Source organism: Halorhodospira sp. M38 (assembly GCF_022227985.1).
In the GTDB taxonomy this organism is placed as follows: Bacteria; Pseudomonadota; Gammaproteobacteria; order Nitrococcales; family Halorhodospiraceae; genus Halorhodospira; species Halorhodospira halophila_A.
In genome coordinates this window covers 182,808-198,165 of sequence record NZ_JAJNQP010000003.1, presented here as the reverse complement: position 1 = coordinate 198,165, position 15,358 = coordinate 182,808, and the positions used below count along the sequence as shown (strand labels likewise).

Genomic DNA, 15,358 nt, shown 5'->3' with positions numbered 1-15,358 from the left:
CCGCGCGGCAGACGCTCAGCGTCCCTGTTCCGCGGTGTCGACGGCATCACCGTCACCTGCCGCCAGCCGCGGTTCGATCCCGCCGAGTACCAGGACCAGCGCAATGGCACTGGCCACGAAGTAGAGGCTTTCGGCGGCACGCAGGGCCGAGAGGTACCCGACTTCACCGGCCTGCTCAGTTAAAACCGCCATCGGTGGCCGCACCCAGAACTCTCCCACCGCCAGCACGACCGCCAACAGCACCAGCAGCCACAGCCGCCAGTGGGCCGCCAGCGGACGGATCCGGTGGCGCAACTGTGTCGGTATCAGCAGCGCGGCACACACCAGGGCGATCCAAGCCACCAGGCCGGTGATCTCGCCGACCAACGCCGCCGCCTGGGCGGTGTCCTCCAGCGTGCGAAACAGCAATGGCGAGACGATGTAGCCGACGCTCCACAGCGCGCCGGCCAGCATCGTCAGCGCCACCCGCTCGGCCGCGCGGATCAGCACCGCACCTCCACCGCCGGGCCGCTGCGGGCAAGCTGCCCGCACCTACTCATAGCGGACCTCGACGATCTCATAGGTCCGCTCACCGCCCGGGGCCTGCACCACGGCCTCGTCACCCTCCTCCTTGCCGATCAGCGCGCGGGCGATGGGCGAGTTGACCGAGATGAGGTGCTGCTTGATGTCCGCCTCGTCCTCGCCAACGATCTGATAGCTGACCGTCTCCTCGGTGTCGGTGTCCTCGAGCGCCACGGTCGCCCCGAAGACGATCTTCGGGGCCGCCTGCACCGTCGCCGGGTCAATGATCTGGGCGTTGGACAGTTTGCCCTCGATCTCCTGGATACGGCCCTCAATAAAACTCTGCTGCTCGCGCGCGGCGTGATACTCGGCGTTCTCTTTTAGGTCGCCGTGTTCCCGCGCCTCGGCAATCGCCTGGATGACCCGCGGGCGATCCTCGTGCTTGAGCCGCTGAAGCTCCTCACGCAGCTTCTCTGCGCCACGAACCGTCAACGGTATCTTGCTCATCCCGTCATCTCCCTGTGCAGGGCGTGAAGGGGGCGGGCCTCCCAGTCCTTCATGTGATCCAGTGCCAGGCACGTGGCCCGGGCACCCGCGATGGTCGTCGTGTAGCAGACCTTGCGCTGCAGCGCCTCGCGGCGGATCGAGTAGGAGTCGGCAATGGCCTGCCGCCCCTCGGTGGTATTCACGATCAGATCGATCTCGTCGTTCTTGATGGCGTCCACGACATGCGGCCGACCCTCGATGACCTTGTTAATCCGGCGCACCTCCAGGCCCGCCTCCTCGAGGGCGGCCGCGGTGCCATGGGTGGCGATCAAGCGAAAGCCGCGCCGAACCAGGTCCCGCGCCACCTCGACCGCTGCCTCCTTGTCCACCTCACGCACACTGACAAAGGCACAGCCGCCCCGCGGCAGGGTCACCCCCGCAGCCAGCTGAGCCTTCGCGTAGGCCTCCCCGAAACAGGCGCCAATACCCATCACTTCGCCGGTAGACTTCATCTCCGGACCGAGGATGGGATCGACACCGGGGAACTTGAGGAACGGGAAGACCGCCTCTTTTACGGAATAGTAGTTAGGGATGACCTCGTTCACCACCCCCTGCTCCGCCAGGGTGCGGCCGGCCATGCAGCGGGCGGCCACCTTAGCCAGCGGCACGCCACACGCCTTGGCGACGTAGGGCACGGTCCGCGAGGCGCGCGGGTTGACCTCCAGTAGGAAGATGCGCTGCCCCTGGATGGCGAACTGCACGTTCATCAGCCCGACCACCCCGAGCTCCCGGGAGAGCAGGCGCACCTGCTCGCGGATCCGATCCTGCACATCCTGCCCCAGCGTGTAGGGCGGGATAGAGCAGGCGGAGTCGCCGGAGTGGACGCCGGCCTGCTCGATATGCTGCATGATGCCGCCAATCACCACCTGATCGCCGTCGCTGACGGCGTCCACGTCGACCTCCACGGCATCGTCGAGGAAGCGGTCAAGCAGCACCGGCGAGTTGTGCGAAACCCGCACGGCCTCGTTCATGTACTGGCGCAGCTCGCTCTCCTCGTAGACGATCTCCATCGCCCGACCACCAAGGACGTACGAGGGGCGCACCACCAGCGGATAACCGATCTCGGCAGCCAGCTGCAGGGCCTCGGTCTCCGTGCGGGCGGTGCGGTTCGGCGGCTGCATCAGATCGATGCGGCCGATCATGTCCTGGAAGCGCTCCCGGTCCTCGGCCAGATCGATGGAGTCCGGGGTCGTACCGATGATCGGCGTCCCGGCGGCCTCGAGTTCGCGGGCGAGCTTCAGCGGCGTCTGCCCGCCGTACTGGACGATCACCCCGTCCGGCTGCTCCGTCTCGACCACCTCCAGCACGTCCTCCAGGGTCAACGGCTCGAAGTAAAGCCGATCCGAGGTGTCGTAGTCGGTGGAGACGGTCTCGGGGTTGCAGTTGACCATGATGGTCTCGTAGCCGTCATCGCGAAGGGCCAGCGAGGCGTGGACGCAGCAATAGTCGAACTCGATCCCCTGCCCGATACGGTTCGGCCCGCCGCCGAGAACCATGATCTTCTTGCGTCCGCTCGGCTCTGCCTCGCACTCCTCCTCGTAGGTGGAGTAGAGGTAGGCGGTGGCGGTGGGGAACTCGGCGGCGCAGGAGTCCACCCGCTTGAACACCGGCCGCACGCCCAGATCGCGGCGGCGCTGGCGCACCTGGGACTCCTTGACGCCCCACAGGGCCGCCAGACGGGCATCGGAGAAACCGCGCCGCTTGAGGCGCAGCAGCGCCCCGGCATCACAGTCGTCCAGGGTCGAGGCGGCGACCTCCCCCTCCACGGCGATCAGCTCCTCGACCTGCGCGAGGAACCACGGGTCGATGGCCGTCATGCCATGGACCTCATCGAGGGTGAAGCCGACCCGGAACGCATCCCCCAGGTGCAGAACCCGATCCGGGGTCGGCTGACGCAGCGAGTGGCGCACCGTATCGCGCACGTCCGTGCGACTGTGGTCCAGCCGCTCGTCGAGCCCGGACAGATCCTGCTCCAGTCCCCGCAGGGCCTTCTGGAAAGACTCCTGGAAGGTCCGTCCGATGGCCATGACCTCGCCCACGGACTTCATCTGGGTCGTCAGGTAGCAGTCGGCCTGCGGGAATTTCTCAAACGTGAAACGCGGGATCTTGGTGACGACGTAGTCGATCGTCGGCTCGAAGGAGGCCGGGGTGGCACCACCGGTGATCTCGTTGCGCAGTTCGTCGAGCGTGTAGCCGACGGCCAGCTTGGCCGCCACCTTGGCGATGGGGAAGCCGGTCGCCTTGGAGGCCAGCGCCGACGAGCGCGACACCCGCGGGTTCATCTCGATGATCACCATGCGCCCGTTGTCCGGGTTGATGGCGAACTGGACGTTGGAGCCGCCGGTCTCCACGCCGATCTCCCGCAGCACCGCCAGCGATGCGTCGCGCATCAGCTGGTATTCCTTGTCGGTGAGGGTCTGCGCAGGGGCCACCGTGACCGAATCACCGGTGTGCACCCCCATGGGATCGAGGTTCTCGATGGAGCAGATGATGATGGCGTTGTCGTGGCGATCGCGCACGACCTCCATCTCGTACTCCTTCCAGCCGAGGACCGACTCCTCGAGCTGCACCTCGTTGGTGTAGGAGAGGTCGAGGCCGCGCTCGACGATCTCGTGAAACTCCTCCCGGTTGTAGGCGATGCCGCCGCCGGAGCCGCCCAGGGTATAGGACGGGCGGATGATGACCGGGAAGCCGATCCGTGCCTGCGCCGCCTGGGCCTCGGCCATAGAGCGGGCGATCTCGGCGCGCGGCGACTCGAGCCCGATCCGCGACATGGCGGCGCGAAACGCCTCGCGCTCCTCGGCCTTGTCGATCGCCTCACGGGTGGCGCCGATCATCTCAACACCGAAGCGCTCCAGCACGCCGTGCTTGACCAGGTCGAGGGCGCAGTTGAGCGCCGTCTGCCCACCCATGGTCGGCAGGACCGCATCGGGCTGCTCGCGCTCGATGATCCGCGAGACCGTCTGCCACTCCACCGGCTCGATATAGACCGCATCGGCGGTCTCCGGGTCGGTCATGATGGTCGCCGGGTTGGAGTTGACCAGGATGACCCGGTAGCCCTCCTCACGCAGCGCCTTGCACGCCTGCGCCCCGGAGTAGTCGAACTCGCACGCCTGGCCGATGACGATGGGGCCGGCGCCGATGATCAGGATCGATTGGATGTCAGTTCTTTTCGGCATGATTCCAGAGTGCTCGGGGTCCAGTGGTCGGCGGTCGCCTGTGATGCGGCTGCGCAGTGCTCAGTCACGCTCCATCATCTCGACGAAGCGCTGGAACAGCGGACGCATGTCGTGGGGACCGGGGCTTGCCTCCGGGTGGCCCTGGAAGCTGAAGGCAGGCACGTCGGTGCGCCGGATACCCTGTAGCGAGCCGTCGAACAGCGAGCGGTGCGTCGCCTCCAGGTGGTCGGGAAGGCTGCCCTCGTCCACCGCGAAGCCGTGGTTCTGGCTGGAGATCAGCACCTGCCCGGAGGCCAGGTCGATCACCGGGTGATTGGCACCGTGGTGGCCGAATTTCATCTTCTCGGTCCGCGCCCCGCTGGCCAGCCCCAGCAGCTGATGGCCCAGGCAGATGCCGAAGGTCGGGATGCGATGCTCCTCCAAGAGCTCGCGGATGGTCGCCACCGCGTAGTCCATCGGCTCCGGGTCACCCGGCCCGTTGGAGAAGAACAAGCCGTCCGGCTGCAGCTTGAGGACATCCGCAGCCCCGGTCCGCGCCGGTACCACCGTGACCCGGCAGTCGGCGTCGACCAGCAGGCGCAGGATCTGCTGCTTGATCCCGTAATCGAAAGCCACCACGTGGTATCGCCCCGACTCACCGCGCTCCGCCGCATCGGCAAGACCATCGTCCAGGGTCCAGGTCCCGCGCTGCCACGGCCGACGGGTCTTGGTGCCCGCCTCGCCGGCCAGGTCACGGCCACTCATGCCGCCGTAGCCCTGGGCCTGAGCCAGCGCCCAGGCCTCGTCCAGCGACTCGCCGGCGACCAGGCAACCACCCTGGGCTCCGCCCTCGCGGAGGCGGCGGGTTAGCTTGCGGGTATCGATCCCGGAAACCGCCACCACCCCCTGGTCACGCAGCCAGGCCGTCAGCCCCTTCTCGGCACGCCAGTTGCTGGCCCGCGGCGGCACATCGCGCACCACCAGCCCCGCCAGCCGAGCGCGGTCGTCCTCGCGGTCGACGCTGTTGATGCCGGTGTTGCCGATGTGGGGGTAGGTCAGGGTCACGATCTGACCGGCGTAGGACGGGTCGGTGGCGATCTCCTGGTAACCCGTCATCGCGGTATTGAAGACCACCTCGCCGGTGACGGCCCCGTCGGCGCCCACCGCCTCGCCGTGGAAAACCGTACCGTCCTGGAGGACGAGCAGTGCTGGCCGGGTCAACGCAGCCTCCCCTGTCTGGAGCTCAACGGCCCCGCCCGGACAAGCCACGGACGGGGTGCGGGCATGCAAAAAACGGGAGGGTTTACCCCTCCCGTCCATGGAATCGCCAAACCGCGCCCTCCGGCGCGTAGACTCCGGTATTCTACCGGGGCCAGCGGTGATCTGTCACGGCTTTGCGGCGCATTTCAACCACCCGGTCGCCCCCGCCGGAGCGCGGTGCAGACCGCACTCGCGCTGACCCGATGCCTCCCACCACCACCGCCCGGCGCGGGCATCCTCACCCGGAGCAACCGGCCGGGTACACGGCGCACACCCGATACTGCGATACCCTTGATCGTAGAGTTCGTTGTACGGCACACGGCGGCTGCGCAGGTAGGCCCATACATCGTCCTCACGCCACTCCGCCAGCGGGTTGACCTTCACTAGGCCGTGGTGCTCGTCGAACCCCTCGACGACCACCTCCTGGCGGGTGACGGCCTGGGCGCGGCGCATCCCGGTCAGCCAGGCACGCTGCCCGGCCAGGGCGCGCTGCAGCGGCGCCACCTTCCGGGCATGGCAGCACGCCCGCCGGGCCTCGATGCCATGGTAGAACCCGTTGGCGCCGTAATGCGCCACAAAACCCTCCACCTCAGCCGGATTGGGGAAGTAGGTGCGCACCACCGGGCCGTAACGCTCCAGCACCTGCTGCTGCAGTGCGTAAGTCTCCGCCGGCAGCCGCCCGGTATCCAGGGTAAAGACCCCGATCCCCGGCGCGTGCCTGCGGATCAGGTCCAGCAGCACCATGTCCTCGGCGCTGAAGCTGGAGGCCAGCGCCGCGGGCAGCAGCTCGGCCTCGACCCGCTCCAGGACCTGCACGGCCTGACAAACCCGCGCCCTGAGCGCCGGCGCCAAGTCCCGCTCGACAGATACTGCTCGGGATTCGCTCATCGATCTGCCTCCCCGTCTGTTCCCGCCTTGATCCGGACGAGCCGATCGCCCCAGACGCTGCGGCGGGCTTCAGCGGCGTCCGCACCCTTGCTCACCCTAGGCGCCTCTGCCGGCGGCGTGAAATACGGATTCGGCATTTTGTTACCACAGCCCGGCATATCCCCCCGCGGCATCCCGACCGCCCTACAAAAAAACCGGCACACCCCCTACCATGAGAGGTTTCTCCATGAACCCGAGGACACCCTTTGACCGCCCTAGCCGTCTCCGACCTGACCAAGACCTACGCCGGGGGGCATATCGCGCTGCACGGCATCAATCTGACCGTCGACGCGGGCGCTTTCTTCGGGCTGCTGGGACCCAACGGGGCGGGCAAATCCACCCTCATCGGGATCGTCTCGACGCTGGTCAACAAGAGCGGCGGGACGGTACGCGTCTTTGGCCACGACCTGGACCGCGACCCCTGGGCGGTCAAGTCTTCCATCGGCCTGGTCCCGCAGGAGTTCAACTTCAACACCTTCGAGACCGTGGAGCAGATCGTGGTCAACCAGGCCGGCTACTACGGTATCCCGCGCCGGTTAGCCCGCCAGCGTGCCGAGCACTACCTCCATAGCCTGGGCCTGTGGGAACGGCGTGAGACCGTCTCGCGCACGCTCTCCGGCGGGATGAAACGCCGGCTGATGATCGCCCGGGCGCTGATGCACGAACCGCAGCTTCTGATCCTCGACGAGCCCACCGCCGGCGTGGACATCGAGCTGCGCCGCTCCATGTGGGACTTCCTGCGCCACATCAACGACCAGGGCACCACCATCATCCTCACCACGCACTACCTCGAGGAGGCCGAGAGCCTCTGCAAGGACATCGCCATCATTGATGATGGACGGATCATCGAGAACACCGACGTCAAGAGCCTGCTCCAGCGCCTGTCCACCCACGCCTTCCTGCTCGACGTCGATCGGGTCCCCCGGCCGCTGCCGCAGCTGGACGACTTCGCCCTGCGCCAGGTTGATGACTACGTCCTGGAAGCGGAGGTGCCGCGCGGCCGAGCTCTGACTGACCTGTTCGCCGCCCTCTCCAAGCACGGGATCACGGTCAGCAGCATGCGCAACAAGTCGAACCGCCTCGAGGAACTCTTCCTGCGCCTGGTAGAGAGCAGCGACCCGGCTCCGGTGACGCCGGACAATGCCGATAGGCAGGAGGTCGTCTCTTGAACCGGCCCCAGGGATCCTCGCGCCGCTACGGCAGCCAGGGTACGCCGTCGCGAACCCGCGCCGCCCTGGTCTCGCTGCAGACCATTGTCTACAAGGAGACCCACCGCTATCTGCGGATCTGGATCCAGACCCTGGTGCCGCCGGCGATCACCATGACCCTCTACTTCGTGATCTTCGGCGCCCTGATCGGCGAACGGGTCGGCGAGATGGAGGGCTACCGATACATGGAGTACATCGCCCCCGGCATCATCATGCTGGCGGTGATCACCAACTCCTACAACAACGTGGTTTCGTCGTTCTTCGGCGCCAAGTTCCAGCGCCACATCGAGGAGATGCTGGTCTCGCCGACACCCAACATCGTCATCCTGCTGGGCTATATCGCCGGAGGTGTGGGGCGCGGGCTGTTCACCGGCGCGATCGTCACCGCCGTGGCGCTGATGTTCACCTCCCTGCCCATCCACAACTGGGCAATCACCATCTCGGTGGTGGTCCTGACCGCGGTGCTGTTCTCCATCGGCGGCTTCATCAACGCCATCTACGCGCGCAAGTTCGACGACATCGCCATCATCCCCACGTTTGTTCTGACCCCGCTGACCTACCTCGGCGGCGTGTTCTACTCGATTTCGCTGCTGCCGGAGTTCTGGCAGGGGGTGTCGCTGGCCAACCCAATCCTCTACATGGTCAACGCCTTCCGCTACGGTATCCTCGGCTCGGCCGACGTCCACATCGCCGTGTCGTACGCGATGATGCTCGCCTTCATCGCGGCCTTCGGCGGGTTTGCCCTCTATCTGCTAAACCGGGGGACAGGGCTGCGCTCCTGATCCGTAGCCCGTGCATTCGCACCATCCGAGGGAGCTCTCATGGAACCGGCCCACAGCCCGCTGCTGACCGACCTCTACCAGCTGACCATGGTCGACAGCTACCTCCAGCAGGGCATGGACGCCCCGGCCTCCTTCGAGCTGTTCAGCCGCAAGCTGCCCCCGGGGCGCGGTTTCTACATCGCCGCGGGCATCGAGGCAGTGGTCGACTGGCTGACGGAGATGCGCTTTGGCGACGCGGAGCTGGACTGGATCCGGACCTGCGGACACTTCCGCGCCGGCTTGGCCGAAGAACTGGCACAGCTGCGCTTTACCGGTCACGTCGAGGCCGTGCCGGACGGCACCATCCTCTTCCCCCAGGAGCCGATCCTGCGTGTGACCGCCCCGCTGCCCGAGGCCCAGCTGATCGAGAGCCGGGTCATGAACCTGGTCCACCTGCACAGCCTGCTCACCAGCAAGGCCGCCCGCGCGGTACTGGCCGCCGGGGGCGGCAGCCTGGTGGACTTCGGCATGCGCCGCGCCCACGGCGCCGAGGCCGCCATGGCCGCTGCACGCAGCACCTGGATCGCCGGCTACGCCGGCACCGCCACCTGTCTGGCCGGCGCCCGGTACGACATCCCCACCGTGGGCACAATGGCCCACTCCTACGTGCTCGCCTTCGACCGCGAGATCGACGCCTTCCGCGCCTTCGCCACCGCCCATCCGCGGAACGTGGTGCTGCTGATCGACACCTACGACACCGCCGACGGGGCTCGGAAGACGGTCCAGCTTGCCCGGGAGGGTCACCCCGTCCACGGCGTGCGCATCGACAGCGGCGACCTCGGGGCCGAAGCCAGACGCGTGCGCCGCATCCTGGACGAGGGTGGGCTGGAGCAGGTGCGCATCCTGGTCAGCGGTGACCTGGATGAGTATGCCATCGCCCGCCTGCGCGCCGACGCAGCCCCCATCGACGGTTTCGGCCTGGGCACACGGATGGACACCGCCGCCGATCAGCCCCACCTGGACATGGCGTACAAACTACAGGAGTATCGCGGCGTTGCCCGGCGCAAACGCTCCGTGGGGAAGATGCACTGGCCGGGCCGCAAGCAGGTCCGGCGGCGCTTCGTCGATGGTGTGGCCGCCGGCGACACCCTCTGCCTGGCCGAGGAGGAGCTGCCCGGGGCGCCATTGCTCACCGAAGTCATGGACGGCGGCCAGCGTACCCGCTCCCCGGAGGGCACCGCCGCCATCCGCGAGCGAGTGCGGGAGGGGCTCGCCGCCCTGCCCGAGGCCTGCCGCGCGCTGGAGGCGGAGCCGGACCTCTACCCTGTGGAGGTCTCCACCCGGCTGCGCGCCTGCGCCGAGGCCACGGACCGCCAGCGCCACTAGCCGGAGTCCCCCGTCCCGCGCATGCCCTCAAGCAGATCGCTGAGGGCGAATCCGTAGCGCTCGGCGATGGCTTTCAGCTCGCGCCGCGCCTGGACGATGTTCTCCCGGCGACGGCGCTCGATCTCGCGTTCCACATCCTTGCGCAGGTCGCGCAACTGCTCCACCGAGTACCTGGACAGATCCTCCATCACGCTCCCTTTCGGCCCGATACGCCCATCACGGATTGAGCAGGAAATGGCTCCAGCCGTCCGGTCGGTGCTCGTATCGCTCGCGCTGATGCAGGCGTCCGTCACCGGCCGACCAGAGTTCGATACTGGACGGGATTATACGGTAACCGGACCAGTGCGGGGGACGCGGCACCCGCTCCGGAAAGCGCGACTCGACCTCCTCCAGGCGGGCCTCCAGCTCGTGACGGCTGGCCAGCGGGTCGGACTGATGCGAGGCCCACGCTCCCAGCTGGCTGAGCCGCTCCCGCTGCGCCCAGTAGTGGTCCGCCTCACTCGCACTCACCGCTGCTACCACGCCGCGAATCTCGACCTGCTCGTAGAGGGGCTGGAAATGGAAGCACAGCGCCGCGCGGGGATTGGCCGCTAGGTGCTGCCCCTTGCGGCTGTTGCGATTGGTGTAGAACACGGCGCCCTGGTGGTCCAGCTGTTTGAGCAACACCGTCCGCGCCGCCGGCCAGCCGTCGGGGCCGACCGTCGCCAGAACGCCGGCGGTAGGCTCCGGCAGGTCCGTGGCCCGGGCCCGCTCCAGCACCTGGTGCACCCGGCTCAGCGCCTCCTGGTAGATCGTATCCGAATCCATCCCCGGTTCACTCATTGGGTTCGACCCTCAACGTCAGTCCCTCCTTGCTGACCACCCGCACCCGCTGACCGCTACGCACCGGGCGGACCGCCACGGCATTCCAGCGCTCGCCGGCGTAGCGCACATGGCCCGTGGCATCGAAAGCCTCCTCGGCGATGGCCTCGGCATCGATCAGCTCATCGGCCCCGCCGAGCTTCGGCCGTCGCCACGCCCGAGCGGCCATGGTGGCCACCCCGGTGAAGACGATCAGGCTAGCGACCGTAAACCCGGCGATCAGGCCGATCGAGACCTGGAAGGCCTCGAGATCGGTATCGAACAGCATGATCGAACCGAGCACAAAGGCAACGGCTCCACCGATGCCCATGATCCCGAAACTGGGCATGAACGCCTCGGCGATCATGAAGGCGATCCCCAGCCCGATCAGCCCCAACCCGGCGTAGGTGATCGGCAGGGCCTGGAAGGCGTAAAGCGCCAGCAGCAGGCTGATGCCGCCGAGCACCCCCGGCACCAGGGAGCCGGGATTGATCAGCTCGAAGATGATGCCGTAGATCCCGACCAGCATCAGGATATAGGCCACGTTGGGATTGGTGATCACCGCCAGCAGGCGGTTGCGCCAGTCTGGCTCAAGCAGCTCCACCTCCAGCCCGGCGGCCTCGATGGCGCGCTCGCCCACCGGGAACTTGACCACCATGCCGTCGGCCTTGGCGAGGAGTTCGTCCACGTCCTCGGCGACAAAGTCGATCACCCCCAGCTCGGCCGCCTCGCTGGCCGAGGCGCTCACCGACTCGCGCACCGCCTTCTCCGCCCACTCGGCGTTGCGCCCGCGCAGCTCGGCCAGGCCCTTGATGTAGGAGACCGCGTCCTCAATGATCTTGCGCTCCATGGCATCCGGGCGCTCGTCCGCCCGCTCTTCCGCCGGCTCGTCCTCGTCGCGGGCTTCCTCGTCGTCGTCCTCGCCGAGCAGATCCTGGAGTTCGTCGAAGCCCTCGCCGTCGCGCTCCTCGTCGTCCCCGCCGGGGAAGATCCCACCACCGCCACCGCCGATCTGCACCGGCGTGGCCGCACCCAGGTTGGTTGCCGGCGCCATGGCCGCAACATGGGAGGCGTAGAGGATGTAAGTCCCGGCACTCGCCGCCCGGGAACCACTGGGCGCGACATAGGTGGCCACGGGGATTTCGCTGGCGAGGATCTCGCCGATGATGTCGCGCATGGCGTCATCGAGGCCGCCCGGGGTGTTCATGCGCAGGATGACCAGCCTGGCGCCGCGCTCCTGCGCCTCGGCGAGGCCGCGGACGATATAGTCGGTGGTTGCCGGGCCGATGGGCCCCTTGACCTCGAGCATCAGCGCCGTACCGGCCGCTTCCTCATCGGCGTCCGGCGTTGTCTCGGCACTGCCCAGCGGCACGGCCGAGAGGAAGTAGGCGAGCAGGACGGCAAGCAGACGTCGAATCCACATGGCCAGGCACACCTCCAGAAAGCGGCGAGGGCCGACAAGCCCTCGCCGCCTGTCCGATCAACGCGCCTTGAGCGCGGCGAGGATCTCGTCCCGCACCGTCTCCACGGGCCGCTGCCCGTCGACGGTGATGTAGGCGGGCGCATCGGCACCACCCTTTTGCGCCCACTGGGAATAGTAGTCGACCAGCGGCCGGGTCTGCTCGTGATACACCGAAAGGCGGTGGCGGACGGTTTCCTCGCGGTCGTCATCGCGCTGGACCAGGTCTTCGCCGGTGACGTCGTCCTTGCCCTCTTCGCGGGGCGGATTGTGCTTGATGTGGTAGACCCGCCCGGAACCGGGATGGACGCGCCGCCCGGCCATCCGATCGACGATCTCCTCGTCGGGCACCTGGATCTCGACCACGGCATCGATGCCGATCCCCTGCTCGTTCAGGCCATCCGCCTGGGCGATCGTCCGCGGGAAACCGTCGAACAGGAAGCCGTTGCCGCAGTCTGGCTGAGCGACCCGCTCCTCGATCAGGCCAAGGATGATATCGTCCGACACGAGGCCACCCTCATCCATGATCTTCTTGGCCTGCTGCCCGAGCGGGGTGCCGGCCTTGACGGCGGCGCGCAGCATGTCACCGGTGGAGATCTGAGGGATGCCGAAGGCCTCACAGATATGGGCAGCCTGCGTACCTTTCCCGGCGCCCGGAGGGCCTAATAGAATGAGCCGCATTGATTCACCTCGTATATCGTTTAGTGGGATATGCCGTCGAGGCCGAGGGGCCTGCGACACGAACGCAAACGAACAAGAAGACGAAAGGCTGATGAGACGGCACGTATGCAGAGTCGCCGCGGTGGCGATGTTGGGCGCGAGCGTATCACCGGCCCTGGCCACCTGCAATGACGCGCCCGCCCCCGGCGTCAACTGGTTCAACTGCGACCTGAGCGAGGCACAGCTCGCCGGTGAGGACCTAGAGGGGGCGGTACTCGGACGCAGCCGACTGGAAGGGGCCAACCTGGAGGGGGCCCACCTGCGGCGGGCAGACCTGACCAGTGTCAGCGCCGCCGGCGTCAACCTGCGCGACGCCAACCTGTCGCGGGCCCGGCTGAGCTCCGGGGATTTTACCGACGCCGACCTCTCGGGCAGCGACCTGCGAGACGCCCGGGCAGGCCGCGCCGATTTTGAGGGTGCCCGGCTCGACGGCGCCATCGCCACCGGTATCGACCTCAACAGCGCCCGCATGCGCGGCGCCAGCCTGCAGGACGCCGATCTGAGCGGTGCCTCGCTGCGGCGCACGGGCCTGCGCGAGCTGCAGGCAGCGAGGGCGAAGCTGGCCGGGGCCGATCTCAACGGCGCGGATCTAGAGGGGGCCAACCTCTCGGGAGCGGAGATGCGGCAAGTGGATCTGCGCGATGCGAACCTAGTCGATGTGGACTTCACGGACGCCGACTTGGGGCGGGCCGACCTGCGCGGCGCGGACCTCAGCGGCGCCGATTTCGCCGAGGCCCGCCTCGGCAGCACCCTGTGGACCGACGGCCGGCGCTGCCGCCCCACCTCCGTGGGGGAGTGCCAGTAGCGGCGCCCGCAGGCGCCGCGCCTAATGCAGGCGCAGCGCCGTCATGCGGCCGCGGGCATCCAAGACGTAGACATCGCCGTCGCCGGTGACCACCGGAGGCCTCTCCAGGGGCACGTCAGAGAGGCGCTCCCGCGCCACCAGCTCTCCGTCGCGCAGGCGCAGCCAGTTGACGTGTCCGGCATCGTCGCCCATCACCAGGTAGCCCTCGTGGACCACAGGGCGCGTTAGGGCCAGCCCCTCGAGGGCCTCCTGTCGCCAGGCGGTGGCACCGTTACGCCGATCGAAGGCCCAGACCCGCCCGTCATCGGCGGCCAAGTAGACCTCCTCGCCCTGAGCGACCAGCCCTCGATGGCTTGCCACATCCCGGCTCCAGGCCTGGGCCCCGTTGGCGATGCGGACCGAACCGATCGCCCCCTGATAGGCCACGGCGTAGGCGGCACCGCGGTGAATGACCGGATCGGCGGCGATGTCCGACATACGCTCGAGTTCAGTCCGTCCCCGCGGCTCGGTGAGGGTGTGCTCCCAGCGCACGCTGCCATCGGCCACGTTCAGCGCCACCAGTCGCCCGTTCTGCAGACCCACCACCGCGGTACCGCCGCTGACCGCCGGCGCGCTGTTGCGACGCAGGGTCAGGGCGGGGATGCTGCGGTCGAAGATCCACTGCCGCGACCCGTCCTCGGCGTCGAGGCCGTAGATCCGGCCATCGGCGCTACGCGCCACCACCATCCCGCGGGTGTAGCGCGGGCTCGCCAGCACTTGGGCCGAGAGGCCGGTCATCCACGCCGGCTCGCCGCTGTCCCGTTCGTACGCGTAGACCCGCCCCTTGCGATCCCCCACCAGCAAGCGGTCACCGGCGACCACCGGACCGGCGGACAGGGGACGGTTTAGGCGATCGTGCCACAGCCCCTCGCGGGTCTCGGCATCGAGGGCCCGGACCCAGCCGCGGGCGTCAGCCACGTACAGCACGCCGTCCGCGTAAGCCGGCTCCAGAGCGAAGGCGCCGGACTCCAGGCTGCCCACCGGCCGCCCGCTCCAGACCAGTTCGACATCCAGCGTGTCGGTGGCCTCGACCTGCGGGTTGGGTAGCGGATCCTGCAGCGCGCAACCGGCCGCCATGCCGAGCACCGCAGCAACCCCGATGGAACGCAGTCCCGCGCGGATCACGCCTCACTCTCCACGGCCTGCAGCTTCAGGCGGACCAGCTCGCGTGACTGTGCGCCCAATCCTTCCTGATCCAGCGCCTGCTGATACGCTTCGGTGGCCTCGTCATAGCGACCGAGCTCGCGGAGCAGGTCACCACGCAGCTCGGCATAGGCGGCCGCAAAACCAGCCGAGACAGAACCCTCCAGCGCCGCCAGGGCCTCCTCCGCGTCAACCTCGCCGAGGACCCGGGCCTGGCGCAGCCGGGCGAGCTCCGCCATGGCGCTATGGTCGGCGTTGTCGATCAACCAGCCGAGCGTCTCCGCCGCACGCCGGTACGCGCCGGCTTCGGCCTGGATACGGGCCATGCGCAACGCAGTCAGCCCTGCGTAACCGCTGCGGGCGTGATCGTCGAGCACCCGCTGGCCCGCCTGCTCGGCCATCTCGGGCTCACCGGACCGGGTGGCCTGCAGGAACTCGGCGTAGGCCGCGGCGGCCTGCTGCGCGCCTCGCTCTTGCCAGGTGCCGTAGCCCCACCAGCCGGCCACGATCAGCACCGCCGCGGTCAAACCCAGCATGATCGACCCACCGTTGCGCCGCCACCAGTCCTTGAGCTGCTGAAGCTGTTCGTCGTCGGTGCGCTCCAT

The 15,358-nt window shown here is 68.1% G+C and carries 15 protein-coding genes; 4 read left to right on the top strand and 11 right to left on the bottom strand.

Going from position 1 to position 15,358, the window contains the following annotated elements; all coding sequences use genetic code 11:
* Positions 1-15 precede the first annotated feature (15 nt).
* From LRA98_RS03685 to LRA98_RS03665, 5 genes are all read right to left on the bottom strand, one after another.
* Entirely contained in the window at positions 16-489 is a 474-nt protein-coding gene (locus tag LRA98_RS03685; RefSeq protein ID WP_201171484.1) for a DUF4149 domain-containing protein, read from the bottom strand.
* A 42-nt stretch (positions 490-531) separates the two neighbouring features.
* A complete protein-coding gene (greA, locus tag LRA98_RS03680) occupies positions 532-1,008 on the bottom strand; it encodes a transcription elongation factor GreA (RefSeq protein WP_201171485.1) in 477 nt (158 codons plus the stop codon).
* The gene (gene carB, locus LRA98_RS03675) at positions 1,005-4,226 is read right to left on the bottom strand and encodes a carbamoyl-phosphate synthase large subunit (protein WP_201171498.1); all 3,222 of its coding nucleotides are present in this window, start codon (positions 4,224-4,226) and stop codon (positions 1,005-1,007) included. Before carB ends, greA begins: the two co-directional genes overlap by 4 nt.
* 60 nt (positions 4,227-4,286) lie before the next feature.
* Positions 4,287-5,426, bottom strand: a complete 1,140-nt coding sequence (gene carA / locus LRA98_RS03670) for a glutamine-hydrolyzing carbamoyl-phosphate synthase small subunit (RefSeq protein WP_238633484.1) — start codon at positions 5,424-5,426, stop codon at positions 4,287-4,289.
* A gap of 165 nt (positions 5,427-5,591) precedes the next feature.
* A complete protein-coding gene (locus tag LRA98_RS03665) occupies positions 5,592-6,353 on the bottom strand; it encodes a phosphoadenylyl-sulfate reductase (RefSeq protein WP_238633483.1) in 762 nt (253 codons plus the stop codon).
* A gap of 245 nt (positions 6,354-6,598) precedes the next feature.
* Between LRA98_RS03665 and LRA98_RS03660 the strand changes: the two genes are divergently transcribed.
* From LRA98_RS03660 to LRA98_RS03650, 3 genes are all read left to right on the top strand, one after another.
* Positions 6,599-7,561 (top strand): ABC transporter ATP-binding protein, encoded by a 963-nt coding sequence (locus LRA98_RS03660; RefSeq protein WP_201171505.1) that lies wholly within the window; start codon positions 6,599-6,601, stop codon positions 7,559-7,561.
* Between the two features lie 65 nt (positions 7,562-7,626).
* Positions 7,627-8,382, top strand: coding sequence for an ABC transporter permease (locus tag LRA98_RS03655; protein ID WP_238633490.1), 756 nt, complete (start codon positions 7,627-7,629; stop codon positions 8,380-8,382).
* A gap of 39 nt (positions 8,383-8,421) precedes the next feature.
* Entirely contained in the window at positions 8,422-9,747 is a 1,326-nt protein-coding gene (locus LRA98_RS03650; protein ID WP_201171508.1) for a nicotinate phosphoribosyltransferase, read from the top strand.
* Here the strand turns inward: LRA98_RS03650 and LRA98_RS03645 are convergent.
* Genes LRA98_RS03645 through adk form a run of 4 tightly spaced genes read right to left on the bottom strand, consistent with a single transcriptional unit; the run spans position 9,744 to position 12,727 of the window.
* Entirely contained in the window at positions 9,744-9,935 is a 192-nt protein-coding gene (locus LRA98_RS03645; protein WP_201171510.1) for an H-NS histone family protein, read from the bottom strand. The two genes, LRA98_RS03650 and LRA98_RS03645, sit on opposite strands and share 4 nt — an antisense overlap.
* A gap of 28 nt (positions 9,936-9,963) precedes the next feature.
* Positions 9,964-10,554, bottom strand: coding sequence for a pyridoxamine 5'-phosphate oxidase (gene pdxH, locus LRA98_RS03640; protein ID WP_238633482.1), 591 nt, complete (start codon positions 10,552-10,554; stop codon positions 9,964-9,966).
* 7 nt (positions 10,555-10,561) lie between these two features.
* On the bottom strand, positions 10,562-12,010 hold the full coding sequence (locus LRA98_RS03635) for an NfeD family protein (protein WP_238633481.1): 1,449 nt from the start codon (positions 12,008-12,010) through the stop codon (positions 10,562-10,564).
* A gap of 57 nt (positions 12,011-12,067) precedes the next feature.
* Complete coding sequence (gene adk, locus LRA98_RS03630; protein ID WP_201171518.1) at positions 12,068-12,727, bottom strand: adenylate kinase; 660 nt, start codon at positions 12,725-12,727, stop codon at positions 12,068-12,070.
* Positions 12,728-12,818: 91 nt separating this feature from the next.
* Between adk and LRA98_RS03625 the strand changes: the two genes are divergently transcribed.
* A complete protein-coding gene (locus tag LRA98_RS03625; RefSeq protein ID WP_238633480.1) occupies positions 12,819-13,571 on the top strand; it encodes a pentapeptide repeat-containing protein in 753 nt (250 codons plus the stop codon).
* A gap of 21 nt (positions 13,572-13,592) precedes the next feature.
* Here the strand turns inward: LRA98_RS03625 and bamB are convergent, their stop codons facing one another.
* Both bamB and LRA98_RS03615 read right to left on the bottom strand, forming a co-directional pair.
* Positions 13,593-14,735 carry an outer membrane protein assembly factor BamB gene (gene bamB / locus LRA98_RS03620; protein WP_201242085.1) on the bottom strand — a complete coding sequence of 381 codons (1,143 nt, stop codon included), beginning with the start codon at positions 14,733-14,735 and terminating at the stop codon, positions 13,593-13,595.
* Complete coding sequence (locus LRA98_RS03615) at positions 14,732-15,358, bottom strand: YfgM family protein (RefSeq protein WP_238633479.1); 627 nt, start codon at positions 15,356-15,358, stop codon at positions 14,732-14,734. Before LRA98_RS03615 ends, bamB begins: the two co-directional genes overlap by 4 nt.